Origin of the sequence: Jutongia hominis, from assembly GCF_014384965.1 — a bacterium.
GTDB lineage: Bacteria > Bacillota > Clostridia > Lachnospirales > Lachnospiraceae > Butyribacter > Butyribacter hominis.
In genome coordinates this window covers 124,601-150,156 of the sequence record NZ_JACRSW010000035.1, presented here as the reverse complement: position 1 = coordinate 150,156, position 25,556 = coordinate 124,601, and the positions used below count along the sequence as shown (strand labels likewise).

The 25,556-nt window shown below is 39.5% G+C and carries 23 protein-coding genes; 21 read left to right on the top strand and 2 right to left on the bottom strand.

What is annotated here, in order from left to right:
• The first annotated feature begins 167 nt into the window (after positions 1 to 167).
• From dapF to H8700_RS10935, 16 genes are all read left to right on the top strand, one after another.
• Positions 168 to 1,013 carry a diaminopimelate epimerase gene (dapF, locus tag H8700_RS11010; protein ID WP_249305673.1) on the top strand — a complete coding sequence of 282 codons (846 nt, stop codon included), beginning with the start codon at positions 168 to 170 and terminating at the stop codon, positions 1,011 to 1,013.
• A 123-nt stretch (positions 1,014 to 1,136) separates the two neighbouring features.
• Positions 1,137 to 2,606: a UDP-N-acetylmuramoyl-L-alanyl-D-glutamate--2,6-diaminopimelate ligase gene (locus H8700_RS11005; protein ID WP_249305672.1), complete on the top strand. Its 1,470-nt coding sequence runs from the start codon at positions 1,137 to 1,139 to the stop codon at positions 2,604 to 2,606.
• 134 nt (positions 2,607 to 2,740) lie between these two features.
• Positions 2,741 to 4,981, top strand: coding sequence for a replication restart helicase PriA (priA, locus tag H8700_RS11000; protein WP_249305671.1), 2,241 nt, complete (start codon positions 2,741 to 2,743; stop codon positions 4,979 to 4,981).
• Positions 4,982 to 5,007: 26 nt separating this feature from the next.
• Entirely contained in the window at positions 5,008 to 5,487 is a 480-nt protein-coding gene (gene def / locus H8700_RS10995) for a peptide deformylase (RefSeq protein ID WP_022140815.1), read from the top strand.
• 36 nt (positions 5,488 to 5,523) lie between these two features.
• A complete protein-coding gene (fmt, locus tag H8700_RS10990) occupies positions 5,524 to 6,477 on the top strand; it encodes a methionyl-tRNA formyltransferase (protein ID WP_249305670.1) in 954 nt (317 codons plus the stop codon).
• Positions 6,478 to 6,502: 25 nt separating this feature from the next.
• The gene (rsmB, locus tag H8700_RS10985; protein ID WP_249305669.1) at positions 6,503 to 7,864 is read left to right on the top strand and encodes a 16S rRNA (cytosine(967)-C(5))-methyltransferase RsmB; all 1,362 of its coding nucleotides are present in this window, start codon (positions 6,503 to 6,505) and stop codon (positions 7,862 to 7,864) included.
• Positions 7,865 to 7,877: 13 nt separating this feature from the next.
• Entirely contained in the window at positions 7,878 to 8,960 is a 1,083-nt protein-coding gene (gene rlmN / locus H8700_RS10980; RefSeq protein ID WP_249305685.1) for a dual-specificity RNA methyltransferase RlmN, read from the top strand.
• Entirely contained in the window at positions 8,938 to 9,660 is a 723-nt protein-coding gene (locus H8700_RS10975; RefSeq protein WP_022140819.1) for a Stp1/IreP family PP2C-type Ser/Thr phosphatase, read from the top strand. The genes rlmN and H8700_RS10975 overlap by 23 nt, the downstream gene beginning before the upstream one ends.
• Positions 9,661 to 9,732: 72 nt before the next feature.
• Positions 9,733 to 11,814 carry a Stk1 family PASTA domain-containing Ser/Thr kinase gene (gene pknB, locus H8700_RS10970; RefSeq protein ID WP_249305668.1) on the top strand — a complete coding sequence of 694 codons (2,082 nt, stop codon included), beginning with the start codon at positions 9,733 to 9,735 and terminating at the stop codon, positions 11,812 to 11,814.
• Complete coding sequence (rsgA, locus tag H8700_RS10965) at positions 11,814 to 12,692, top strand: ribosome small subunit-dependent GTPase A (protein ID WP_022140821.1); 879 nt, start codon at positions 11,814 to 11,816, stop codon at positions 12,690 to 12,692. Before pknB ends, rsgA begins: the two co-directional genes overlap by 1 nt.
• A 14-nt stretch (positions 12,693 to 12,706) precedes the next feature.
• Positions 12,707 to 13,366 (top strand): ribulose-phosphate 3-epimerase, encoded by a 660-nt coding sequence (gene rpe, locus H8700_RS10960; protein WP_249305667.1) that lies wholly within the window; start codon positions 12,707 to 12,709, stop codon positions 13,364 to 13,366.
• The gene (locus tag H8700_RS10955) at positions 13,356 to 14,099 is read left to right on the top strand and encodes a PilZ domain-containing protein (protein WP_249305666.1); all 744 of its coding nucleotides are present in this window, start codon (positions 13,356 to 13,358) and stop codon (positions 14,097 to 14,099) included. The genes rpe and H8700_RS10955 overlap by 11 nt, the downstream gene beginning before the upstream one ends.
• Positions 14,100 to 14,116: 17 nt before the next feature.
• Positions 14,117 to 14,773: a thiamine diphosphokinase gene (locus H8700_RS10950; RefSeq protein ID WP_249305665.1), complete on the top strand. Its 657-nt coding sequence runs from the start codon at positions 14,117 to 14,119 to the stop codon at positions 14,771 to 14,773.
• Between the two features lie 79 nt (positions 14,774 to 14,852).
• On the top strand, positions 14,853 to 15,752 hold the full coding sequence (locus H8700_RS10945; RefSeq protein ID WP_249305664.1) for a LysR family transcriptional regulator: 900 nt from the start codon (positions 14,853 to 14,855) through the stop codon (positions 15,750 to 15,752).
• Positions 15,753 to 16,013: 261 nt separating this feature from the next.
• A complete protein-coding gene (gene metE, locus H8700_RS10940; RefSeq protein WP_249305663.1) occupies positions 16,014 to 18,278 on the top strand; it encodes a 5-methyltetrahydropteroyltriglutamate--homocysteine S-methyltransferase in 2,265 nt (754 codons plus the stop codon).
• Between the two features lie 387 nt (positions 18,279 to 18,665).
• Positions 18,666 to 19,205: a phosphatase PAP2 family protein gene (locus tag H8700_RS10935; protein ID WP_249305662.1), complete on the top strand. Its 540-nt coding sequence runs from the start codon at positions 18,666 to 18,668 to the stop codon at positions 19,203 to 19,205.
• Here the strand turns inward: H8700_RS10935 and H8700_RS10930 are convergent.
• Positions 19,193 to 20,551: a threonine/serine exporter family protein gene (locus tag H8700_RS10930; RefSeq protein WP_249305661.1), complete on the bottom strand. Its 1,359-nt coding sequence runs from the start codon at positions 20,549 to 20,551 to the stop codon at positions 19,193 to 19,195. The genes H8700_RS10935 and H8700_RS10930 overlap by 13 nt on opposite strands.
• Before the next feature lie 27 nt (positions 20,552 to 20,578).
• Entirely contained in the window at positions 20,579 to 21,376 is a 798-nt protein-coding gene (locus H8700_RS10925; protein WP_249305660.1) for a DUF4866 domain-containing protein, read from the bottom strand.
• Positions 21,377 to 21,494: 118 nt separating this feature from the next.
• On the opposite strand from H8700_RS10925, the gene H8700_RS10920 reads away from it, so the two are divergent.
• The 5 genes from H8700_RS10920 to H8700_RS10900 all read left to right on the top strand — a co-directional run bounded on the left by H8700_RS10920 (position 21,495) and on the right by H8700_RS10900 (position 25,497).
• Positions 21,495 to 22,385, top strand: coding sequence for a LysR family transcriptional regulator (locus H8700_RS10920; protein ID WP_249305659.1), 891 nt, complete (start codon positions 21,495 to 21,497; stop codon positions 22,383 to 22,385).
• A gap of 96 nt (positions 22,386 to 22,481) precedes the next feature.
• Positions 22,482 to 23,462 (top strand): diaminopimelate dehydrogenase, encoded by a 981-nt coding sequence (locus H8700_RS10915; RefSeq protein WP_249305658.1) that lies wholly within the window; start codon positions 22,482 to 22,484, stop codon positions 23,460 to 23,462.
• A 120-nt stretch (positions 23,463 to 23,582) separates the two neighbouring features.
• On the top strand, positions 23,583 to 23,714 hold the full coding sequence (locus H8700_RS10910) for a hypothetical protein (RefSeq protein WP_330606366.1): 132 nt from the start codon (positions 23,583 to 23,585) through the stop codon (positions 23,712 to 23,714).
• Between the two features lie 10 nt (positions 23,715 to 23,724).
• On the top strand, positions 23,725 to 24,327 hold the full coding sequence (locus H8700_RS10905) for a CHASE domain-containing protein (protein ID WP_249305657.1): 603 nt from the start codon (positions 23,725 to 23,727) through the stop codon (positions 24,325 to 24,327).
• Positions 24,328 to 24,366: 39 nt separating this feature from the next.
• Positions 24,367 to 25,497, top strand: a complete 1,131-nt coding sequence (locus H8700_RS10900; protein WP_249305656.1) for a diguanylate cyclase domain-containing protein — start codon at positions 24,367 to 24,369, stop codon at positions 25,495 to 25,497.
• Positions 25,498 to 25,556 lie beyond the last annotated feature (59 nt).

Sequence of the window (25,556 nt, the reverse complement as noted above, 5' to 3'; positions counted from 1 at the left end):
AAAGAAAAGGGAGCGACTGCGAAGCAGGCATTTCCTTTTCATGCATGTTTCAACGAGCAAATGTTTTTGCGAAGCAAAAACGAGAGCTCTGGAAGAGCGGATTTGCGAGTCTGATTATTTAAAAATTAATTAAAAATAAAATATAAACAGCAAAAAGGAGGCAGCATATGAAATTTACAAAAATGCATGGTTGTGGAAATGATTATATTTATGTAAATTGTATGGAAAAGATGGTAAAAAATCCTGAGAAGGTTGCAATATATGTAAGTGACAGACATTTTGGCATCGGATCGGATGGTTTGATCCTGATCTGTCCGTCCAAAGTAGCAGATTTCCGAATGGCAATGTATAATGCAGATGGTTCGGAAGGAAAAATGTGTGGCAATGGTGTCCGTTGCATTGCAAAATATGTATACGAGTATGGATTGACCGATAAAGACAAGATTTCAATCGAGACAAAAGGCGGGATCAAGTATCTGGATCTTACGATCGAAGATGGAAAAGTGGTATTGGTAAAAGTTAATATGGGAGCACCGATTCTTGAACCAAAGCAGATTCCGGTAACGATCGGAACAGACCGCTGTGTCAATGAAGCGATCACTGTGGATGGAAAAGAATATTATATTACCTGTGTTTCAATGGGAAATCCACATGCCGTTACCTTTGTGGACGATACCGATTCGCTGCCATTAGAACAACTTGGACCGCATTTTGAAAAGCATGAAGCATTCCCGGACAGAGTCAATACAGAGTTTGTTCAGGTTTTGAACCGTAAAGAAGTTAAGATGCGTGTATGGGAACGTGGTTCCGGTGAAACGCTTGCCTGTGGAACGGGAACCTGTGCAACGGTTGTAGCTTGTGTATTAAATGATCTGACCGATCATGAGATCACAGTCCATCTGCTTGGCGGAGATCTGTATCTGAATTATGATGAAAATGAAGATACCGTCTGGATGACCGGACCGGCAGCAGTCATCTGCGATGGCGAGATTGACATTTCCGGTTTGGAATAAAATGTAATAGAATACAGAGATCAAAAAGATGATGATCAAATGTATTCTCGGAAATCAAATCGAAAGAATTCGGTTTGAGAAAATACCGGGAGTACATTCAACTGGATTGGAGGAAAGAGCAGGATGAAATTAAGTTGTTTGTTAGAAGAAATGGAATATGAATGTGTGCAGGGAACATTAGACAGAGAGATTACTACTTTAGTATATGATTCCAGAAAAGTAGAAAAAGATTCTGCTTTTGTCTGCATCAGCGGAGCAGTTTGTGATGGACATGATTTTGCACAGGAAGTTGCGGAAAAAGGAGCAGCAGTTCTTTTTGTTGAAAAAGATGTAGAGGTACCGGAGGAGGTTACGGTGATCCGGGTTCAGAATACAAGACTTGCACTTGCACAGACATCGGCAGCTTATTTTAAACATCCGGCAAAAGAATTGATAACGATTGGAATTACCGGTACAAAAGGTAAGACCACAGCAACGTATATGGTGCGCTCAATCTTAGAAGCATCCGGTTTTAAGACCGGATTGATCGGAACGATTGAAACGATCATCGGAGAAGAAAAAATCCCATCAGCGAATACAACACCGGAATCGTATGTTGTACAGGAATCGTTCCGTAAAATGGCAGATGCAGGATGCAAATGTGTTGTGATGGAAGTCTCTTCACAGGGCCTGATGTTACATCGTGTCGGTGGTTTTATCTTTGATTATGGTATCTTTACAAACTTAGAACCGGATCATATCGGTCCGAATGAGCATAAAGATCTACAGGATTATATTCATTGCAAGAGCCTTCTGTTCAGACAATGCAAGCAGGGAATCTTTAATGCAGATGACAGCCATTTAGAAGAGATTTTAAAAGGACACACTTGTGAAGTGGAAACGTATGGTTTTAGTGCCAATGCAGATATGTGTGCGTCCGATGTTCATTTGTTTGATAAAGGCGGAAGCTTAGGGGTTGCATATCATATGAGCGGGCTTTTGGATATGGATGTAGAAATTGATATTCCGGGCAAATTCAGTGTATATAATTCAATGACAGCAATCGCAATCTGCCGTCATTTTGGCGTTTCAAAAGAAACGATCTTAGAATCCTTAAAGAGTATTCGTGTTAAAGGCAGAGTAGAGATCGTGCCGGTTTCTTCAAAGTTTACATTAATGATTGATTATGCGCACAATGCAATGAGCTTAAATAGTCTTTTAACCACATTAAAAGAATACGATCCAAAACGTCTGGTATGTTTGTTTGGATGTGGAGGCAATCGTTCCCGTGACAGAAGATTTGAGATGGGAGAAGTTTCTTCCCGTCTTGCCGATCTGACGATTGTTACTTCCGATAATCCAAGAAATGAGGAGCCGGAAGCGATTATCGAAGATATCATTACCGGTGTGAAAAAAGCAGATGGAGAATATATTGCGATTACAGATCGTCATGAAGCGATCCGTTATGCCATCGAAAATGCAAAAGAAGGCGATGTGATCGTTCTGGCAGGCAAAGGCCATGAGGATTATCAGGAGATCAAAGGAAAGAAATATCATATGGATGAGAGAGAACTGATCGCTGATGTCGTAGCGGATGGGAATTTTATTTCATAACAGACTGATACAACGAATATTTAAAAGATGGAAATCCCGCTGTATGAAAAGATGAAAAACTTTGCATGATCAGAAAATTCGATAGAAAAGATAAAATATTTTTTATATAAGCTGTTTTAGAAAAGAGGAGATACATGATATTTGCAGACATCATAGTTGATGTGTCCGTAAAAAGCCTTGACCGTCCGTTTCAATATCTGGTTCCCGAAGAAATGGTAGCAGATGCTGTGATCGGTGCGAGTGTTATCATTCCTTTTGGAAAAGGAAACCGTGAAATGAAAGGCTATATCATAGGTTTGTCGGGGACAGCCAAATATGATATTCATAAAACAAAAAGTATCCTACGAGTAGAAAAGCAGGGAGTGGTTGCAGAATCACACCTGCTTTCACTTGCTTACTGGATCAAGGAAAATTTTGGCGGAACGATGAATGATGCGATCAAGGCTGTTATGCCGGTTCGAAAAGAAGTAAAGGAAAAGGTCGCACGCCACATTATTCCCGCTCTTTCAAGGAAAGAAATGGAACAAAAAAAGGTTTATTTCGAACAAAAACACAATACAGCACGCGCCCGTATCTTACAGGGACTTTTAGAGCAGAAGGACTATGAAAAAGGCGCACCCTATGAAACGTTTCTTCACCGGTTTAAAGCGACAGCCGCCCTGTTAAAAGGACTCGAAGAAAAAGGAATTCTTAAAATTGTATCAAAACAGATCTACCGGGATCCGCTTTCTGATAACAGAGTCGTCACAAAAGCAAAAGTCTTAAACGAAGAGCAAAGAACGATCGTAGAGCAGTTTATAACGGACTTTGACGCAGGAATCCGAAAGGATTATCTGATCCATGGTGTGACAGGAAGCGGCAAGACAGAAGTCTATATGAATCTGATCGATCATGTACTCCAAAAAGGAAAGCAGGCGATCGTATTGATCCCTGAGATTGCATTGACCTTTCAGACCGTACAGCGTTTCTATGGCAGATTTGGTTCAAAGGTTTCAATCATGCATTCCCGTCTGTCTGCCGGAGAACGTTATGATCAGTTCGTTCGGGCAAAAAGAGGTGAGATACAGATTATGATCGGGCCACGGTCAGCGTTGTTTACGCCATTTTCCAATCTTGGATTGATCGTGATCGATGAAGAGCATGAAAGCAGTTATCAAAGCGACAGTCCACCAAAGTATCATGCCAGAGAAGTAGCAGTACAACGGGCAAAAATGCTGCATGCCAGTGTTGTAATGGGATCAGCAACTCCTTCGCTTGAAGCATATTACCGTTGCCAGACGGGGGAATATTCCCTTATGACTTTGACAAAACGTGCCGGAAATGCACAGATGGCAGAAGTAGAAATTGCCGATCTGCGTGCGGAATTAAAAGCAAGAAATTTTTCGATCTTTAGCCGTAGACTACAGGAAGAGATTAAAGTGCGGCTACAAAAAAGAGAGCAGATCATTCTGTTTATTAACCGGAGAGGTTATGCAGGATTTGTATCCTGCCGGGAATGTGGAGAAGTGATACAATGTGACAGCTGCTCGGTAGCAATGAAACCACATGAATATAAAGGGAAGGTCAGTATATTAAAATGCCATTATTGCGGGGCACAAAAACAAATGCCAAAAGTCTGTCCGGCATGCGGTTCTAAATATATCGGAACCTTCGGTCTGGGAACGCAACAGGTGGAAGAAATGATCCATAAACATTTCCCGGAGGCCCGTGTGCTTCGTATGGATGCAGATACCACAAGCGGAAAAGAAGGACATAGCAGGATCTTACAGCAGTTTGCACAGCAAAAAGCAGATATTTTGGTTGGTACACAGATGATCGTAAAAGGACATGATTTTGAAAATGTTACTTTAGTAGGCATTCTGGCAGCCGATCTGTCATTAAATACCGGAAGTTACCGTGCAGCCGAACGTACTTTTGCATTGCTCGCACAGGCTTGTGGACGTGCCGGAAGAGGGAAAAAAGCAGGTAAAGTGATCTTACAAACTTATCAGCCGGATCATTACAGTATTCAATGTGCGGCTGCACAGGATTATAAAGCATTTTACAGGCAGGAGATCGCCAAAAGACAAATGTTGCAATATCCGCCGATTTCCAATATACTAGAAGTGTTGGTGTTTTCTGAAAAAGAAGAAAAAGCGGCCATGTTAGCAGAAGTATTAAAGAGTAAAACCATATCGTATCATGATATGATCGTACTGGGGCCGAATGATGCACCGATTGCAAAGCTTCGGGATGTTTATCGCAAGATTTTATATATTCGTTCCAAAGATTATCAAATGCTTTGCAATGTGAAAGATCATTTTGAGAAATTTATGCAGACAAGCCATATGTATAATGACTGCAGGATCACATTCACGTTTAACAATGAATCTTAAATATTATATAGAAATGAGGATGAAACATGGCAATTAGAAATATCAGAATAATAGGTGACGAAATATTAGAAAAGAAATGCAGACCGGTGACAGAGATGAAGCCACGTATCAAAGAACTGATAGAAGATATGTTAGATACGATGTATGATGCACAGGGCGTTGGTCTTGCAGCTCCGCAGGTTGGTGTATTAAAAAGAATCGTTGTGATCGACGTAACACCGGAAGGAGATGATCCAATCGTATTGATCAATCCGGAGATCATTGAGTTGGCAGGAGAGCAGGAAGGACAGGAAGGCTGTCTTAGTGTTCCAAACAAAGTAGGTATTGTAAAAAGAGCAAATTATGCAAAAGTAAAAGCATTGAATGAAAATATGGAAGAAATCGTGGTAGAAGGCGAAGAACTTCTTGCCAGGGCGATCCAGCATGAAGTTGATCATCTGGATGGTACACTATATGTATCAAAAGTAGAAGGGGAGCTTCTTAATGTTACCGAAGAGCAGGAATAAGGTACATTGGAAACAGTGGGAAAGGAGAGAGAACCTATGAGAATTTTATTTATGGGAACACCGGATTTTGCTGTGGAGACATTAGAGACACTGATCCATAGCGAACATGAAGTGATTGGTGTTGTAACACAACCGGATAAGCCCAAGGGCAGAGGCGGTAAAGTACAGTTTTCTCCGGTAAAAGAAGCTGCGATCGAGGCAGGAATCCCTGTTTTTCAGCCAAACCGTGTCAGAGATGGTGCATTTATTGAACAGCTTAGAAGCATTTTACCAGACGTGATCGTCGTAGTTGCTTTCGGTCAGATTTTGACAAAAGAAATTCTGGAGCTTCCAAGATATGGCTGTCTGAATGTACATGCCTCTCTTTTACCAAAGCTTCGTGGAGCTGCTCCGATCCAATGGTCTGTCATTGATGGAGATAAAGAAAGCGGTGTGACGATCCAGCAGATGGATGAAGGGCTGGATACCGGAGACATTCTTTTAGTGGAAAAATACACATTGGATCCGAAAGAAACAGGTGGAAGTCTTTTTGATAAGCTTGCCAAGCTCGGTGGACCGATGATCCTTAAAGTCTTACAAATGGCAGAGGAAGGCTCGTTACAGCCACAAAAGCAGGATGATGCACAGCATACCTATGCAAAACGTCTTTCTAAGGCAACCGGACAGATGGATTTTACAAAGCCTGCAAACGAGTTGGAACGACTGATTCGCGGATTGAATCCATGGCCGAGTGCATTTTGCTTTTTAAATGGTAAGATGTTAAAGATATGGGAAGCAGATGTGATAGAAGATACGGTATCATCTGATCAGGATATAGAAGCCGGAATGATCGTAGACGTTGCAAAAGATTCTTTTGATGTTAAGACAAAGGACGGACTTTTAAGAGTGTATGAGGTGCAATTAGAAGGCAAAAAAAGGATGCGCTGTGATGCATTTTTAAGAGGATTTTCATTAGAAAAAGGGCAGCAGTTAAAAAGCAGCAGAGAATAAAGTTTGAAAAAGAGGTGAACTTTACATGACACAAAAAAAAGAAGCGTTCTATTCGGTTCGAAAGATTGCTTTGGATCTTTTGATCGAAATTATGGAAAAAGAAGCATTTTGTGACAAATGTCTGCATCAGGCATTAGACACATATGACTTAGAACAACGCGACAAAGGCTTTTTGATGCGTCTTGTAGAGGGAACGGTAGAACGTTGTATAGAATTAGATTATGTGATTGATCAGTTTTCAAAAGTCAAAGTCAAAAAGATGAAACCTGTGATCCGTAACATTTTAAGAATGGCATGCTACCAGATCTTTTATATGGATCAGATCCCGGATTCCGCAGCCTGTAATGAGGCAGTAAAATTGACAATCAAAAGAAAGATGCACAATCTGAAAGGCTTTATCAATGGTGTATTGCGAACGATCATCCGGCAAAAAGACAGGATCGTTTATCCGAAAGAAGGAACAAAAGAATATCTGCATATCCGTTATTCGATGCCGGAATGGATCGTAGTATTGTTTATAGAACAATATGGAATTAATGAAACAGAACAGATCTTACAAAGTTTTTTAACAGAGAAAAAAGCATTGGCAGTTCGACTGACGACAAGCCGTTATTCAAAAGAAGAGATCATTCAGACCTTGTTGCAGGATCACGTGACGGTAAAAGAAGCCTCTTTTGCAAAAGAAGCCGTGCTTTTACAGGATTATAAGGATATGACAAAGCTTGCAGCGTTTCAAAAAGGAATGTTTCAGGTGCAGGATGAAAGTTCTATGCTTGTCGGTATGATCTCGGGTATAAAAAAAAGCGATACCGTGATTGATATCTGTGCTGCTCCGGGTGGCAAAACATTACATGCAGCCGATCTGTTAGCAGGAAGCGGACAGGTGCTTAGTGCAGACCTGACAAAAGAAAAGACAGATCTGATACAGCAAAACTGCCAAAGGCTTGGCTATCAAAATGTTTCCGTTTTTCAAAATGATGCATTGGTATACAAAGAGGAATGGAAAGAAAAGGCAGATGTTTTGATCGCAGATCTTCCATGCTCCGGTCTTGGTGTGATCGGAAAGAAATGCGATATCAAATATAAGACAAAACCCGAAGATATTAAGGTACTTGCATCGCTTCAGAAAGAAATTTTAAAAAATGCCGTATCTTATGTCAAACCGGGTGGAAGACTTCTTTTTAGTACCTGTACGATCGCACAGGAAGAAAATGAAAAAAATGTTGCATGGATACAGGAAAATCTTCCGCTTAGGCTTGTATCAATAGAAGAAGATCTTCCTGAAAAATTGCAACAAAAGACAGGAGAAAAAGGATATTTACAGGTTTTACCTACGATGGCACAAACCGATGGCTTCTTTATTTCTTGCTTTGAAAAAACAATCTGACAAAAGCTTAAAAATGACACAGGATGGTGATAGATTGGACGAAAAGATAGACATTAAAAGTCTGAATTTTGAAGAGATGAAAGCGTTTGTACAAAGTATCGGTGTACAGGCCTTTCGCAGTAAACAGCTTTATCAGTGGATCCATCAAAGACTGGTAACATCTTTTGATGAAATGACAAATCTGTCAAAGGATCTGCGTAAAAAATTAGAAGAGACATGTACGATCCATAGTGCAAAGATCGTACAAAGACAGACTTCGAGTGATGGTACCAACAAGTTCCTGATGGAACTCTCAGATGGAAACTTTGTGGAAAGCGTTTTAATGAAATATAAGCATGGAAACAGCGTATGCATTTCAACACAAGTTGGTTGTCGTATGGGTTGCCGCTTTTGTGCGTCTACGGTAGGCGGTCTGATAAGAAGTTTAAAAACCTCGGAAATGCTAGATCAGATCTATGAGATCCAGCGGACAACAGGAGAACGCGTTTCGAATGTTATCTTGATGGGAATTGGAGAACCGCTTGATAATTATGATAATGTCGTTCGTTTTATACGTATGTTGTCAGATGAGCATGGTCTAAATATCAGCCAGAGAAATATCACATTATCAACCTGTGGTCTGGTTGACCGGTTAAAAGACTTGGTAAAAGAAGATTTAACGATCACGGTAGCAATCTCACTTCATGCACCGAATGATACATTGCGACGTGAAATGATGCCGATCGCAAATAAATATTCGATACAGGAAATCATGGATGCCTGCCGTTATTATATTGATAAGACGAAAAGAAGAATTACATTTGAGTATAGTATGGTCGAGGGAAAAAATGATTCGAAAGAGCATGCGATCGAATTGGCAAATCTTTTAAAGGGAATGAATTGTCATGTGAATCTCATTCCGTTAAATCCGGTAGAGGGAAGAATGGGACAGCGTTCTAAGCGCAATAATATTGAAGAATTCAAATTTACCCTTGAAAAATATCACACAAATGTTACTATTAGAAGAGAGATGGGCAGAGATATTGATGCTGCCTGTGGACAATTACGAAATAAGAACAAAGGAGGGAAACTACATGAAAGCAGTTGCAAAGACTGATGTTGGAAAGAAGAGAAGTATGAATCAGGACTTCTTCTACTGTAATGAAAACAATGTCGGTAGTTTCCATAACCTGTTGATCGTAGCAGATGGAATGGGGGGGCATAAAGCAGGAGATCAGGCATCTAAGCTTTGTGTAAAAAGTATAGTAGAGACGATTGAACAGTCGGAGCATACAACACCGGTATCTATTTTTGAAGAAGCGGTAAACAACGCGAATAAAAGCATTTACGATGCTGCGAGAGAAAATATTGCATTTGAAGGAATGGGAACCACAATGGTAGCATGCACATTAGTAGATGGAAAAATGTATGTTGCTAATATTGGTGATTCCCGTTTGTATTTAATAAGAGAAAGTATCCATCAGATTACAGATGATCATTCTTTGGTAGAAGAACTTGTAAAACAGGGGAATCTGACGGAAAGCGAAGCACGCGTTCATCCACAGAAGAATATTATTACAAGGGCGTTAGGAATCGATCAGGAAGTCAGAGCGGATTATTTTGAGATAGAAATGCATAAAGATGACATTATATTATTGTGTAGTGATGGTCTGTCTAACATGATCGAAGATGATGATATGGAATATATCATTAAAAACAGTGCTACGTTAGAGGAAGCAGGCGACAAGCTGATTGAAAGCGCAAACCGGAATGGCGGCGATGACAATATTACAGCAGTGCTTGCAAAGATTGAATAGAAGATACATAAGCATAAAACAGGTAAATGATGAATAGTATAGAGGAATGTTTATAGAGAATGGAGGAAAAGAATGATTAGTCCGGGTATGATAATAAGTGAAAGATATGAGATAATAGATAAAGTCGGTTCCGGTGGAATGGCAGATGTGTACAATGCAAAAGATCTGCGATTGAATCGAAATGTAGCGATCAAGGTTTTAAAGCAGGAATACAGCAATGATGCTAAGTTTGTCGCTAAATTTCGCGCAGAGGCACAGTCTGTTGCAGGATTATCACATCCTAATATTGTCAATGTATATGATGTAGGGGAAGACGATAACCTGCATTATATTGTGATGGAATTAGTAGAAGGAATTACATTAAAGAAGTTTATTGAGCGCAAAGGCAAGTTAGAGATCAATGAGGCAATCGGTATTGGTATCCAGATCGCACAGGGAATTGATGAAGCACATAAGAACCATATCATACACAGAGATATTAAGCCGCAGAATATCATTATTTCCCGTGAAGGAAAAGTCAAGGTGACTGACTTTGGTATTGCAAAAGCAGCCACTTCAAACACGATCACTTCCAATGCCATGGGATCAGTGCATTATATCAGTCCGGAGCAGGCAAGAGGCGGATATAGCGATGAAAAAAGTGATATCTATTCTTTAGGTGTTACCTTGTATGAGATGCTTGCAGGTCATGTTCCTTTTGAAGGTGAAAGTACGGTATCGGTGGCATATGCTCATGTACATGAAGAAGCTGTTCCGTTAGAAGAAGTGGATGCAGAGATTCCAAGAAGCCTTTCACGCATTGTACAAAAATGTATGCAGAAAAAGCCGGATCTTCGTTATGAAAATGCATCGGCACTTGTTTTAGATCTTCGTCGTGCCGTATCGGATCCGGATGGCGATTATGTTGTTTTAGAAGAGGAGACAGATGATTCTCCGACAATTATGCTCGGAGATGATGTTGTGCAGGCTGTTAAAGATAATAAAAAACATCTTGGAACGGAAGAAGGACGTAGAGTGGCAGACAATGATAAAGCAGCAGAAGATGCATTAGATCCAAAGCTGGAAAGAATCTTAAAGATTTGTAGTGGTGTAGTCGCTGTGATCATTGTGATCGTGATTTTTCTGATCATCGGTAAAGTTGCCGGCTGGTGGGGTGGCGGCTCAAAGGACAATTCTGCGAAGAAAGTAGCAGAAGCGAGTGCAACTCCGGACGCATCTTCTGATGTATCAGATGGAGACCAGGTGGAAGTACCTTCACTGGTAGGAAAAACACTGGAAGAAGCACAGCAATTGCTAGAAGACAAGAATTTAAAATACAAATTAGAGGCAGTAGAATCTGATGAAGAGGCAAATACAGTTGTCAGTCAGAGCCCGGAAGCAGATGAAAAAGTAGATGAATACACAGAGGTAACAATCTCTTATAGTAAAGGTGATAGTGGAATTACTATTCCTGATCTGAAGAACAAATCGGTATCAGATGCAATGTCTGCGATTCAGGATCTGGGGCTTACAGTAGCAAAGACAACGAAAGAATATAGTGATTCAGTAAGTGAAGGAAAGGTCTGTGGAACAGATCCTGTTGTCGGAACCAGTGTTAAGAAAGGAACTGCCGTTACGATCCTAGTCAGTAAAGGGGCAGAAAGTGATATGGTTCCGGTACCTAACCTTGTAGGCAAGAAAGAAGAAGTGGCATTGGAAAAACTTGCTGATGTCGGACTTTCTACAAAAGAATCAAGAGTAACTTATGTATACTCAAACACATATGCAAAAGGAAAAGTTGTATCACAGAATGTAAAAGCCGGTAAGAAGGTAGCAGTAGGTACGGTTATTGGATATTCTGTCAGCAAAGGACCTAAGAAGGCAACACCAACTCCGGCGCCGACAAGCAATAAGAATTACAAGTATGTTGGTAGTGTATCAATCAGTTCGAATCCATTTGATTATCCGGAAGATGATCCGGCTGTAATCGAACTTGTATTGAACCAGGATGGTAAAAAGAAGACTGTATTCTCAGGAACATTAAGTTATAACGATTTCCCTAGAAAATTTACTGTCAACGGATGGAGTGAGAACAATGGTACGATCTCCATTGTCAAAGATGGTGAAGTGTTAGGTGGAGAATATAATATCGCATTTAGTAAGGTTTCGGAATAATGCAGGGAAAGATCATACGTGGTATAGCAGGATTTTATTATGTGAATATAGAACAAAAAGGCATTATAGAATGTAAAGCAAAGGGGATTTTTCGTAATAGAAAAGAAAAACCTCTTGTGGGAGATGATGTCGAGATTGAGATTTTGGATGAAGAGAAGAAAGCGGGTAATATTATTACAATTCTTCCAAGAAAGAATCGTTTGATCCGCCCGGCGGTTGCAAATGTGGATCAGGCAGTTGTGATATTTGCATTGTCTTATCCGAAACCGAATTTAAACCTTTTAGATCGTTTCTGGCTTTCCATGGAACAGCAGGAGATTCCGACGATCATCTGTTTTAACAAATCAGATGACTGTCCGCCAAAAGAAGCGGCAGCATTAGCAGCTAATTATGAGAAGAGTGGGATCACTGTTTTCATAACCAGTACCAAAACCGGAGATGGCATTGCAGATTTTCGAAAGGCTCTTTCTGGAAAAACAACGGTATTTGCCGGACCATCCGGTGTTGGTAAGTCATCGGTCATGAATACACTTTTCCCGGAAGCGAAGATGGAAACCGGAGAGATCAGCGAAAAGATCAAACGAGGCAAGCATACAACCAGGCATTCTGAGCTTTTTTATCTGGGAGAAGACACATATGTTATGGATACTCCGGGATTCACTTCATTAGAACTTCCTAAAATTGAAAAAGAAGAGATTAAAGATTATTATCCGGAGTTTATGGAATACCGGGATCAATGCAGGTTTTTAGGCTGTGTCCATATTCATGAACCGGATTGTTGTGTCAAGGAAGCATTAGAACAAGGCATGATTTCAAAAGCAAGATATGAAAATTATAAGCAGTTTTATGAAGAAATCAGTACACGGAGAAAATATTAGATAGGGGAAATGATATGATTCAGATAGCACCATCCATATTATCAGCAGATTTTAATCATTTGGGCAGGCAGATCAGTCAGGTAGAGGCATTAGACGTAAAGATCCTTCACATTGATGTGATGGATGGCATGTTTGTTCCTTCTATCTCATTTGGTATGCCGGTAATTGCTTCTATTCGAAAAAATACAAAATTATTTTTTGATGTTCATATGATGGTGCAGGATCCACAGCGATATGTGGAGGCACTTGCAAAATCAGGTGCGGATATGATGACAATTCACGCAGAAGCATGTCATTGTATTGCAGATACGATTCAAAAAATTCATGATCATAATATGAAATGCGGGATTGCTATCAATCCGGATACACCCATATCGGCTGTTGAGTCATATCTGCAGGATGCAGATATGATCCTTGTTATGTCAGTACAGCCCGGATTTGGAGGACAGAAGCTAATACCGGAAACATTAGACAAGATAACGGCATTGCATCGGTTAAGACAGGAAAATGGATGGAAGTATCTGATCGAAGTGGACGGCGGTGTGAATGCAGACACTTTAGAAAGTGTTGCCAGGACAGGTGTTGATATTGCAGTAGCGGGTACCGCTGTTTTTGGGGGAGATATTGAATCGAATTTAAAGAAATTGAGAGGAGTGATTGCAGATGCTTCTTGAAAAGATTCCATTAGGAAAGACGTTAGAGATTATAGTAGAACGAGAGGATTATCGTTACCGCCTGGTCAGTAAGGTAGAAGATACGAATGATAGGAGAGTTTGTGTAACAGCCATTGCATCGAATGGGCGTTTTTTCCATTTTGAACCACAAGACCGGATCACATTGATCTATCGAAGTTCAGAAGTGATGTGGATGTGGGATCATGTAGAATCAGGGCTTGCTAAGTTAGATGGCTATCCGGTACATTATTTTCAAATTAAAGATAAAGGAAGAACATTTAATAGGAGAAATGCGTATCGTGTTAACCTTTTTGAAGAAGTTCTCTTTGGATATTATCTTGATCCGGATACCGGACTGTGCTATTCGGATGTTCCGTTAGTGCCGGAGCATACAGGAATGACAAATGAAGAAGTAGATAACTGGCTTTTTGAAGCTTCTAAGAAACATAAAGTAAAAGGTATGATCAAAGATGTCAGTGAAACCGGTGTCGGTATTTACTGCGATGCTGAATTTGGGATTAATGACAGTATCTTTTTTGATATCCCATCTGCATATGGTAATCTGTCTGTGCAGGCTCTGATTGTTCGCAAGAATAAAGTGGATTCCAGATCGAACCGTTATGATTTTTATTATGGCTGTGTGCTGACACAGTCAGACAGAAGACTGACACGTTATATATTTGAGATGCAAAGAGAATTTTTAAAGAAGCAAAAAGCATCAGAGGGCAGATAAAGTTTGGAGAGCTTATTATGTTAGGAAATACATTATTGATCGGTGGCGGTCAGGTCGATCTGGCTTTTGCAAAGGAATATATCAGAAAGCAGGACTTTGATACGGTTGTATGTGCGGATTCAGGCTTAGATACAGCAGATCGGCTGGCATTGGAAGTGGATTATGCGATGGGAGATTTTGATAGTGTCAGCACTAAGATCTATCAAAAGTATCATCAGATGCAGACGGCATTTGTATCGTATCCCCCCGAAAAAGATGCGACAGACATGCAGATCGTATTGGACTGGGCGGTAGAGCAGGGAGCCAAAGAAATCCATATTCTTGGTGCAACCGGAAAGCGGCTGGATCATTTCCTTGGTAATGTCAATATATTGATGATCCCATTACAAAAAGGAATCCGGACGTATATTGTTGATCCGTATAACCGATTGTATTTAGTCAAAAAGAAAGCATCTTTTGAGCAGGATCATGTATTTGGAAAATATATTTCATTACTTCCCTTGACAGAAAAAGTAACGAATGTATATATAAGAGGTTTGAAGTACGAACTGCAAGGAGCCAATCTTGCAATCGGAAACAGTCTCGGTGTCAGCAATGAACTGGCAATGGAGTGTACAAAAGCAGAACTTACTTTTGACGATGGAATTTTAATCGTAATCGAATCAAAAGATTAAGATATGGTGTATTAAAACCGGATCATCAAATATGTTTTCCTTTGTGTGTGCATGAAGATAGAAGGGAAAGAAGGAGACAATGACACTTCAGCAGTTAAGATACGTCGTTATGGTAGCAGAGACCGGAACGATCACGGAAGCCGCGAATAAATTATATATTTCTCAGCCGAGTCTGACCAATGCAATCCATGAATTAGAAAAAGAGATGAATCTGGTGATCTTTCACCGCACCAATAAAGGGATCAGTTTGTCAAAAGAAGGGGATGATTTCCTGGGATATGCAAGGCAGGTTTTAGAACAGGCATCAATCTTAGAAGACCATTATAAAGGAAACAAAGGTGGCAAGAAGCAGTTTTGTGTATCGACGCAACATTATTCTTTTGCAGTCAATGCGTTTGTTGATCTGATCAAGAAATATGGGCAGGAAGAATATGATTTCAGTCTGCGGGAGACACAGACCTATGAGATCATAGAAGATGTTGCAAAGATGCGAAGTGAGATCGGACTTCTTTTTTTGAATGATTTTAATGAAGCGGTTCTTCGTAAGCTTTTAAAGTCCCATGATCTGGAATTTCATCCGCTATTTACTGCCAAGCCACATGTATTTATCAGCAGCAGACATCCTTTAGCAAAAAAGGAAGTGATCACGAATAAAGAATTAGAAGAATATCCATACCTGTCCTTTGAACAGGGCGAACACAATTCTTTTTATTTTTCAGAAGAGATTTTTTCTACCTCTGAGCGAAAGAAGAATATCCGTGTCAGAGATAGGGCGACCTTGTTTAATCTTTTGATCGGATTAAATGGTTATACGGTATGTAGTGGCGTGATCGATAAGAAATTAAATGGAAAAAATATCATTGCCGTTCCGTTAGCTGATGAAGGAGATATGCGGATCGGCTATATCAGGCACCGAAAGGGAATGACAAGCCGGTTAGGTGTTACTTATTTAGAAGCGATCCGAAAATATCTGGAATAAGAAAAGGAAATGTACCGTCAAAGATTTGAGAAAGTAAGGTTGTTCATAGTTTAAAACTATGAACAACCTTTATTTATTCGTATTATACAATGGCACGCCTCTCTTTTATAATGAATCTTGTCAATGAAAAGCAAAAAAACAGTTGAATGACGATGAGATTTAAAAATGTACTTCCGGTATCGTCTGAGTGAAAAATTCAGCCGAAAGAATTCATTTTGTGAAGATGTCGAGAGTACATAACAGAAGAAATGGGGGCTATTTATGAAAACATCAGTTATTGGATATCCAAGAATCGGTATATTACGCGAATTAAAATTTGCTTCTGAAAAATATTTTCGTTCGGAGATCGGAGCAGAAGAGTTGCTTCAAACAGCAAAAGAACTTAGAAAGACACATTGGTTGACACAGAAAAATGCAGGGATTGATTATATTTCCAGTAATGATTTTTCCCATTATGATCTGGTATTGGATACAGCTGTTATGCTTGGTATTATTCCAAAGAGATATCAGGAATTGCAACTGTCAGAATTAGATACCTATTTTGCAATGGCAAGAGGATACCAGGGAGATTCCGGTGATGTAAAAGCCCTGGCAATGAAAAAATGGTTCAATACAAATTATCACTATATTGTTCCGGAAGTAGAGGATGATACAAAGATTCGTTTGTCAAATGACAAATTATGGAAAGAATATGAGCAGGCAGGAGCACTTGGTATAGAAACCAAACCGGTTGTGATCGGAGCATATACGATGCTTAAATTATGCCGTTATACAGGCGTAAAGAATGAAACAAACTTTATCGAAGATATGGTTGCTGCATACAAAGCATTGCTTGACCGGTGCCAAAAGGAAGCGATCAACTGGATACAGATTGAGGAGCCGGCATTGGTACAGGACATGACAAAGGAAGATATTGAAGTATTTCATGCGGTGTATGATGCTCTTTTACCATATAAAAAGGATGTACATATTTTATTACAGACATATTTTGGAGATGTCAGAGATATTTATGAAGATCTGCTCGCAATGCCTTTTGATGGAATTGGTCTGGATTTCTTAGAAGGAAAAGAAACAGTTGCATTGATCGAAAAGTATGGTTTTGCCAAAGATAAGATCTTATTTGCAGGACTTGTAAACGGAAAGAATATCTGGAAGAATCACTATGATAAAACGTTACAGGTTTTGGAAGGATTAAGACAAAAAGAGATTCAGGTAGTCTTATCGACTTCCTGCTCACTGCTTCATGTACCATATACATTGGAAAATGAAGAAAAGCTTGCAAAAGAATATCTTGATCACTTTGCATTTGCAAAAGAAAAATTAACAGAGTTACAAGAAATCGGTACATTAGCAGAAGTTAAAAATTATCAGGATGAAGAAGCCTATCGTAAGAATCAGAAGTTTTTTACCCGGAAAAGAGATTGTGATCATGATGAAGTGAAAGAAAGACTTTCTAAAGTAACTAAGAAGGATTATGTCCGTGTGCCAAAGCGCAGCAGCCGCCAGCAATTGCAAAAAGAAGTATTGGGACTGGGGGATTTTCCGACGACAACAATCGGATCTTTCCCGCAGACAAAAGATGTAAAAGCAAATCGTTCTGCTTACCGCAGAGGGGAGATAACCAGACAGGAATATGTGGATTTCAATAAGAAAAAAATAGCCGATTGTGTAAAATGGCAGGAAGATATCGGGTTGGATGTGCTTGTCCATGGTGAATACGAACGAAACGACATGGTTGAATATTTTGGAGAAGCATTAGGCGGTTTCCTCTTTACACAGAAAGCATGGGTACAGTCTTATGGAACGCGTTGTGTGAAACCACCGATCATCTGGGGAGATGTTTATCGTAAAAGTCCGATCACGGTAGAATGGTCTGTCTATGCACAATCTCTGACAAAAAAGCCGATGAAGGGAATGCTGACAGGACCGGTTACTATTTTGAACTGGTCATTTCCAAGAGAAGATATTTCCATCAAAGAGTCAATCTCACAGATTGCACTTGCGATCCGGGATGAAGTGCTTGATCTTGAAGAAAACGGAATCCGTGTGATCCAGATTGATGAAGCGGCATTGCGTGAAAAGCTCCCACTTCGTAAATCAGACTGGTATCGTGAATATCTTGATTTTGCAATTCCGGCATTCCGTCTGACACATAGCGGTGTGAAACCGGAAACACAGATCCACACACATATGTGCTATAGTGAGTTTACGGATATTATTCCGGCAATTGACGATATGGATGCGGATGTAATTACCTTTGAGGCATCACGTTCCGATCTTTTGATCTTAGATTCACTGCGTGAAAACCATTTTGAGACAGAAGTCGGTCCGGGTGTTTATGATATTCATTCGCCAAGAGTTCCGTCTGTTAAAGAGATTGTCAAAGCAGTCCGTATCATGTTGCAAAAGATTGAGAAAGAAAAATTATGGATCAATCCTGACTGTGGCTTAAAAACCAGAGGCGTCGCCGAAACAGATGCAAGTCTGCGCAATATGGTACAGGCAGCAAAAGAGATCCGGTCTTAACAGCAAAAAACGAAATACAAAGGAAGAGAGCTGGGCATATCAACGATATGTCGTAGTTCTCTTCCTTTTTTGCATATGTAGATGATGTTTATGCAGTTAGAGGATAACAAACTATTTCTGTTTTACAATCAGAAAGCACATATATCATTTGTTTGAAAGATTAATTTACAATAGAAAAACATTGTGTCATAATGACAACAGCAAAAGACATAATTGTATGAGATGGAAATAGAGCATATGACAGGAAAACAAATTCAGGAAAAATAACTTACAGAAAAAGCAGCAAAAAAGTTCAAACAGTTTAGAAAATCTTTTCAAAAAGCTGTTCTGTTTGTTTAGAATTACAATGTATTCTCTTTGATAAGAAAAATAAAGGAAGTGAAAGATATGGAATTACAGATTTTAGATGCCATACAGACAATACGGACACCGATACTGGATCGGTTGATGTGTTTTATTACAAGTTTAGGTTCTGCCGGCAGAGTGTGGATATTGCTGGCGGTTATTTTACTGATATTTCCAAAGTTAAGAAAGAGTGGCGTGATCATCTTAGCAGCATTAGTCGTTGATCTTATACTTTGTAATGGAATTTTGAAAAATCTGGTGGGAAGAACACGTCCCTTTGATGTCAATACTTCGGTTTCAATCCTGATCAATAAACCAAGAGATTTCTCTTTTCCATCCGGTCATACAGCCGTATCTTTTGCGGTAGTAGCAGCACTCTTCTTTTCAGGAGAGAAAAAGCTTTGGAAGATATCACTTGTGGCAGCTGTTTTGATTGCGTTTTCAAGATTGTATCTTTATGTGCATTATCCAACCGATATCCTTGGTGGAATTGTGGTTGGTATTCTGGCAGGTTACATCGGATATCGGGTTGTAGATTGGTTTCAGACATCCATATTGCATCGTGCCGATCAGGTACAATAACGAAATGTCTTATCTGTCATGATCCGGGCAAAGATCAATCCTAAAGGCAAAGCTAAAATGATCAATAAAGCAGAAGCCAGCCAGGATGCTGCGGAAGTAAGGTTCATGATGCCGAGATTATAAAAACCTTTATATAAATATAATCCGGGGATCATAATAACAATAGATGGAACCGTGATCGATATACGGGGATATCCGGCAACACCTTTTAATGTCGATGCAAGAATACCGGCAAGAAAAGCACCAATAGCGGCGGCAGCAGCCGGTGGCAGAGCACACAGATCGATCAGTTCAAGACGCAGAGTATTAGAAATCGCACCGATAATACTGGCTGCTGTAGCGAGACGGGCAGGACTGTTAAACATGATCGAAAAACCAAAGACTCCACAAAAACCCGCTATAAGACGAAACAGGATCCGCTGCCATAAAGCCAGATTAAGCGGAAGGAAAGGGATGGGCCTTAATCCAAGTAACATGGCCAGAATCCATGCTGTCATAGTTGATACGGTTACAATGATCAATGCGTAGGCAAGACGTTCTGTTCCGGAACGCATATCCAGTTTAGCAAGGTCAATGCCACTGGTAATAAATGGAAAACCAGGAATGATAAAAAGCATAGAACAAATATAACCGGCTTCATGTTGCAATTTGACAGAAAAGATCAGCTCTAAAAGCTTTAATAATGCAGTGTAGCTAAGACAGGCAGCCGATACAGAGGAAATAATGCATAAAAATAAAGTCAGGTGTTTTCTGGAAAGTTTTCCGCGAATATAATTTCCGATACCGGCACCTGCAAAAGCACAAAGCATTTCAACGATTCCACCACCAAGCAGAAAAGTAAAAGCACTACATGCTAAAGCAGCAGCAAAAGCTAATGTTGTTGGAGAATATAATCCATGCACTTTCTCAATATCGTCTAAAGCAGAATGGATAGCTTCACAGCTTTGAACGAGTTCTTTTTCATGAAAATGCGTAACAAATTTTTCTAAACGGTTTAACTGTGAAGTATTTACACCGGTATTTGTCAGGCATAAAGATTGATTGAAACTGTCATTTCCATCAAAACAGGTATAATTAATCGACATCAGCCCGATATCTACAGTACATGTCATGTTCATCAATTCAGAAAGCGTATTCATAGAACTGCGGACACGCCAGGCACCGGTTCCACAGGCAAGCATCATAATGCCAACTCTGCCGACAATAGATGCTTTTGCCGGTAAAGGTGCACGTAAGATCGGTGTTTTGTCTTTTTTGTCTGTATAATTGTGCCAGAGAATATCCATATGATTTTTTTTGACCGTAACCGGTTCGGTTTGATTCGTTTTGTATGTTATACTTTTCATAATAATCCCCATTTCTGTCTGTTCTATCTAGAGATCAAAACTGTTGCTTCCGGCTGTTTTAAGCATTTTTTCACGACAGGAAAGAACGAGTCCATCGATGATACCAAGATGTTGAAGCATTTTTGCTTCAAATTGATGGATTGGAAGAAGAACCCCCAGTTCATCAAACGATTTTCCGAATTTTGATCCGGTTTCCTGCCCGTAGAACACAACAGCAGAATATGCTTCCTTTTGTATTTCGTGAAAAGTAGACCAGATCACATCATATGCCTGTGCTTCTGTAAGATGAAGCTTTTTCGTATCCGGGAGAGCATATAGGATCAGAATACCTCTTTCTTTTTTCTCTTTACGCTCGGCAATTTCCATATCATGTGTATAATACCGAACAAGATCATAACCATCTGCTAAATATAATTTTGAACGAGGAGCAGCAGGATGAGTCAGATAGATCTCATGAAATTTTTTATATTCGTGCTTTGTAACAAATTTCTTCTGGCTGTCAAGTAAATTACCGGAAGCATCTGTTAAAAGAACCGGGTTTTCTCCGGCTTTTCCATGAAAACGCTTTGGAATCAGATATGCTTCTTTTAAAAGATCAAACATACTGCGATTACAAATTTCAAGTAGCAGTGCACTGACATCTCCGTTTTTATAAGCGTTTAATAAAACCTGTGCAAAGTGTTTTGAGTCAGGATCAACATAAAGCGGATTGTCTCCAAGATGATTATAAAAGGTATCCAGTAATCTTTCGCAGGAACTTTCTGAAGATAGGATCCTTGTAAATATTTTTTCTACTTCCTCTTCTTTTGGTAATACGAGTGACATGCTATCATCTCCTTGTACTTTCTTTTGATTCTTATTATAATAAGGTAAGAAACATATGTGAAAAGTATTTTTGATATAATAGATATATTATTTTGATATGTTTATATGGAGCAAAAGAATGGATATAAATTTTGAATATTATAAGATTTTTTATTATGTCGCAAAATATGGAAATTTTACAAAAGCCGCGGGTGTAATGAAGAACAGCCAGCCTAATATCACAAGAATGATAAATAGTCTGGAACATGAATTACAATGTACTTTATTTATCAGAACGAACAGAGGAGTAAAACTAACAACGGAGGGAGAAAAGCTTTATAACAGAGTATCTGCAGCAATGATGCAATTTCGGCTTGCAGAAGAGGAATTGTCGGATCATACAGGAATAGAACATGGCAGTATTGCTATTGGAGTCAGTGAGATTGCATTAAATCTGTATCTGTTAGAACATTTAAAAAAGTTTCATGCCAATTATCCGGGAGTCCGTTTAAAAATATGGAATCATACTACACCACAGGCAATTCAGGCTGTGAAGACCGGAGAAGTAGATCTTGCTGTTGTGACTTCTCCGGTCAGACTGGAAAATTCATTGCGACAGGTATGTTTACAAACATTTCATGAAATTTTAGTAGCAGGAAAAACATTTCAGGCATTGAAAGATCAGAGTCATTCAATTGCAATCTTAGAAAACTATCCATGGATCAGTATGGGGAAAAATACAGCGACACATACCTTTTATCAAAAAATATTTTATCAAAACGGACTGGCAATCGAACCGGAAATCGAAGCTGCAACAGCAGATCAGATCCTTTCTTTGGTAGAAAGTGAATTAGGTCTGGGTTTTTTGCCGGAAGAGATGGTAAAAGCCGGTCTGAAAAAGGGGAAAATCTTTCATGTGCCCATAAAAGAAGAAATACCGGATCGCTATATCAGCTTAGTATATGATCCGAAGTACCCGATGAGTACTGCTGCATACAAATTTAAGAAACAGTTGCATTCTGCATCCTGATTTTATGGCAGTTGACAGGTACCGGGGAAAAAAGTAAACTGACTATGTATATTTTTGAATAACAAAAGTTAAATGTGTAAATTGGGAGGAACTGTTATGAAAATTGGAATTTTAGGATATGGAAATTTGGGAAGAGGGGTTGAGTGTGCGATCAGACAGAATCCTGATATGGAGCTTGTCGCAGTATTTACAAGACGTGCACCTGAAAGTGTTTCTATTCTTACAAAAGATGCAAAAGTGTGTTCAGTAGCAGATGTAGAAGAATGGAAAGATAAGATTGATGTCATGATCTTATGTGGCGGAAGTGCTACGGATCTTCCGGAGCAGACACCAAAATATGCACAGATGTTTAATGTTGTAGACAGTTTTGATACACATGCAAAAATTCCAGAGCATTTTGAAAAGGTAGATGCAGCAGCGAAAAAAAGCGGCCATGTCGGCATTATTTCAGTTGGCTGGGATCCGGGAATGTTCTCTTTAAACAGAATGTATGCAAATGCGATCCTGCCGGAAGGAAAGGATTATACGTTCTGGGGAAAAGGAGTCAGTCAGGGACATTCTGATGCGATCCGTCGTGTGGAAGGAGTCAAAGATGGAAAGCAATATACGATTCCGGTAGAAGCAGCATTAGAAGCAGTCAGAAATGGAGAAAATCCGGAACTGACAACAAGACAGAAGCATACAAGAGAGTGTTTTGTGGTACTTGAAGAAGGAGCTGATCCTGCTAAAGTGGAAGAAACGATCAAAACTATGCCGAATTATTTTGCTGACTATGATACAACCGTTCATTTTATCAGCGAAGACGAATTAAAAGAAAAGCATAGTGGAATCCCACATGGTGGTTTTGTAATCCGTTCCGGTAAGACAGGCTGGGATCAGGAGAACAGTCATGTGATCGAGTACAGCTTAAAGCTTGATTCTAACCCTGAGTTTACTTCCTGTGTGATAGTGGCATATGCAAGAGCAGCCTATCGTCTGTATCAGGAAGGACAAAAAGGCTGCAAGACTGTTTTTGATATCGCACCGGCTTATCTGAGTGCAAAGGATGGAGCCCAATTACGAAAAACACTTCTGTAACAGACAAATAATGATTAGACAGATCCTTTTTTGGTGCATTAGTCGGAAGATGACAGGATACCGGGAACGGATTTTCATGAAGGAGAAAATGCCGATGCACTTGTTTATGAATTGCAAGATATGGAAAAAGCCATCGCAGGAGACAGAAAACGAATGCATTTGGATTATACGAAAGATGTCATGGACTTGATGACAGAATTCAGAGGTACATGGGGAATGAAATATCCTGAGGAAGAAAAAACAGATAGTTAAAGGAGTAAAAATGTATAAGAGATTCAGAAAGAAAAAAATCATATTGCCTCTTTTGGTGTTTTTATCAGGTATGAGCATTCTTGGTTTGACAACCTATCACATGATAAAAGAACAGCAAAAACATGATCGGACGCTGGCCGATCTGAATGCAATGATATATGCGGAACGTATGAAAGCAGATATAGAGGAAGGAATTCGTGCGACCGACACATTAAAGCAGATTTTGATCAGTGAAGAGGGGCGGATCAATAAATTTGAACAGGTTGCAAAAAATATGATGACGGATTATATCCAAAGTATTCAGATTGCCCCAAAAGGTGTCGTAACAGAGATTTATCCGATAAAAGGCAACGAGCTCGGGAAAATCGATCTGATCAATGACAAGGATCGGGGGCAGATTTCGCGTTATGCCATAGATAATCAAATGATTGTGATGCAGGGACCTTTTAAAATGAAGCAGGATGGATGTGGTATTGCTGTCAGAAATCCGGTGTATCTGAAAAATAAGAAAGGACACAGATCATTTTGGGGATTTACGATTGTGATCATTCGTGTGCCGGATATTTTTTCGGATACGATAAATGCGTTGATGGATTTTGGATACCAATATTGACTATCAAAAACAGTCTCTCCATGGGAAACAGACTATGAGGTGATTGATCATTCGAAGGGAAAAATCAGTGATCCGGTTTCTTATGTATTTGAAATGGGCGGAGTTCAATGGAAACTTGAGGTTATGCCAAAGACCGGTTGGTTAAGAGGAGAGGATCTGCCAGGTGTGGTTGGTGGCGGACTGCTGATTGTTTTTCTTTTGACAGGTTTTACAGGGGCTCTTCTGATCCTGGATGAACACCGGAAAAGGTTTAAATTGCTTGCTGTTACAGATGCATTGACCGGCATTTATAACCGACATGGATTTGATGAACAGGTAAGTCTGTATTTAACGCAACATCCTAGGGAAAATTGTGTTGATATTCAATTTGATGTGGATGATTTTAAGATGATAAATGATATGTATGGTCACGTTTCCGGGGACAAAGCATTACAGATCTTGGCGAAGCAGATGAAAGAAACATTACCGGAGAATGCGATACTTGGACGTAGTGGTGGAGATGAGTTTTGTGCCTTTCTCCCGAATAGTAATTGCAAAGAGGCAAAATCGTGTATTGAACAATTTGCAAAGATGAAAAGAACGTTTCTATATGAGGGAAAAGAAAGAAATTTTAGCATTTCACTGGGATATGCAGAATATCCGTTACATGCAGATAATTATACAAAACTTAAGAGTTGTGCCGATGCAGCTCTTTATGAAGTTAAGCTGAGGGGAAAACAAGGTTGTCTGGCATACCAGACAGATTTTCGCTTGGAAGTCCGTACACAGCTTGGATTTGCATTGAATGACATATCGGAAAATTTACCGGGAGCATTTATTATTTATAAGGCAGATAAAGAAGATGATGAAATCTTATATGCGAATCGTGAATTACTCCGCATATTAAAGTGTGACAGTCTGGATATGTTATTAAAGTATACAAACGGAAGTTTTCGTAATCTGATTCGTGAGCAGGAAAGAGAAGATATTGAACAAAGGATCTGGGAACAGATCGAAGATGGTCATAGTAATGATTATGTTTATTATCATATGAAAAAAGAGGATGGAAGCTTTATACATGTGCTTGACCATGGCAGGATTGTCGAAAATGGACGTTATGGAAAAGTATTTTATGTTTTGATCATGGATTTTGACTCAATGAACAGACATTTTAAAGATCCGTTTCTATAGAAAAACAAGGCAGCATGGCTAATGCTGCCTTGTTTTTTTGAAATCTCCAAGTTGTATCG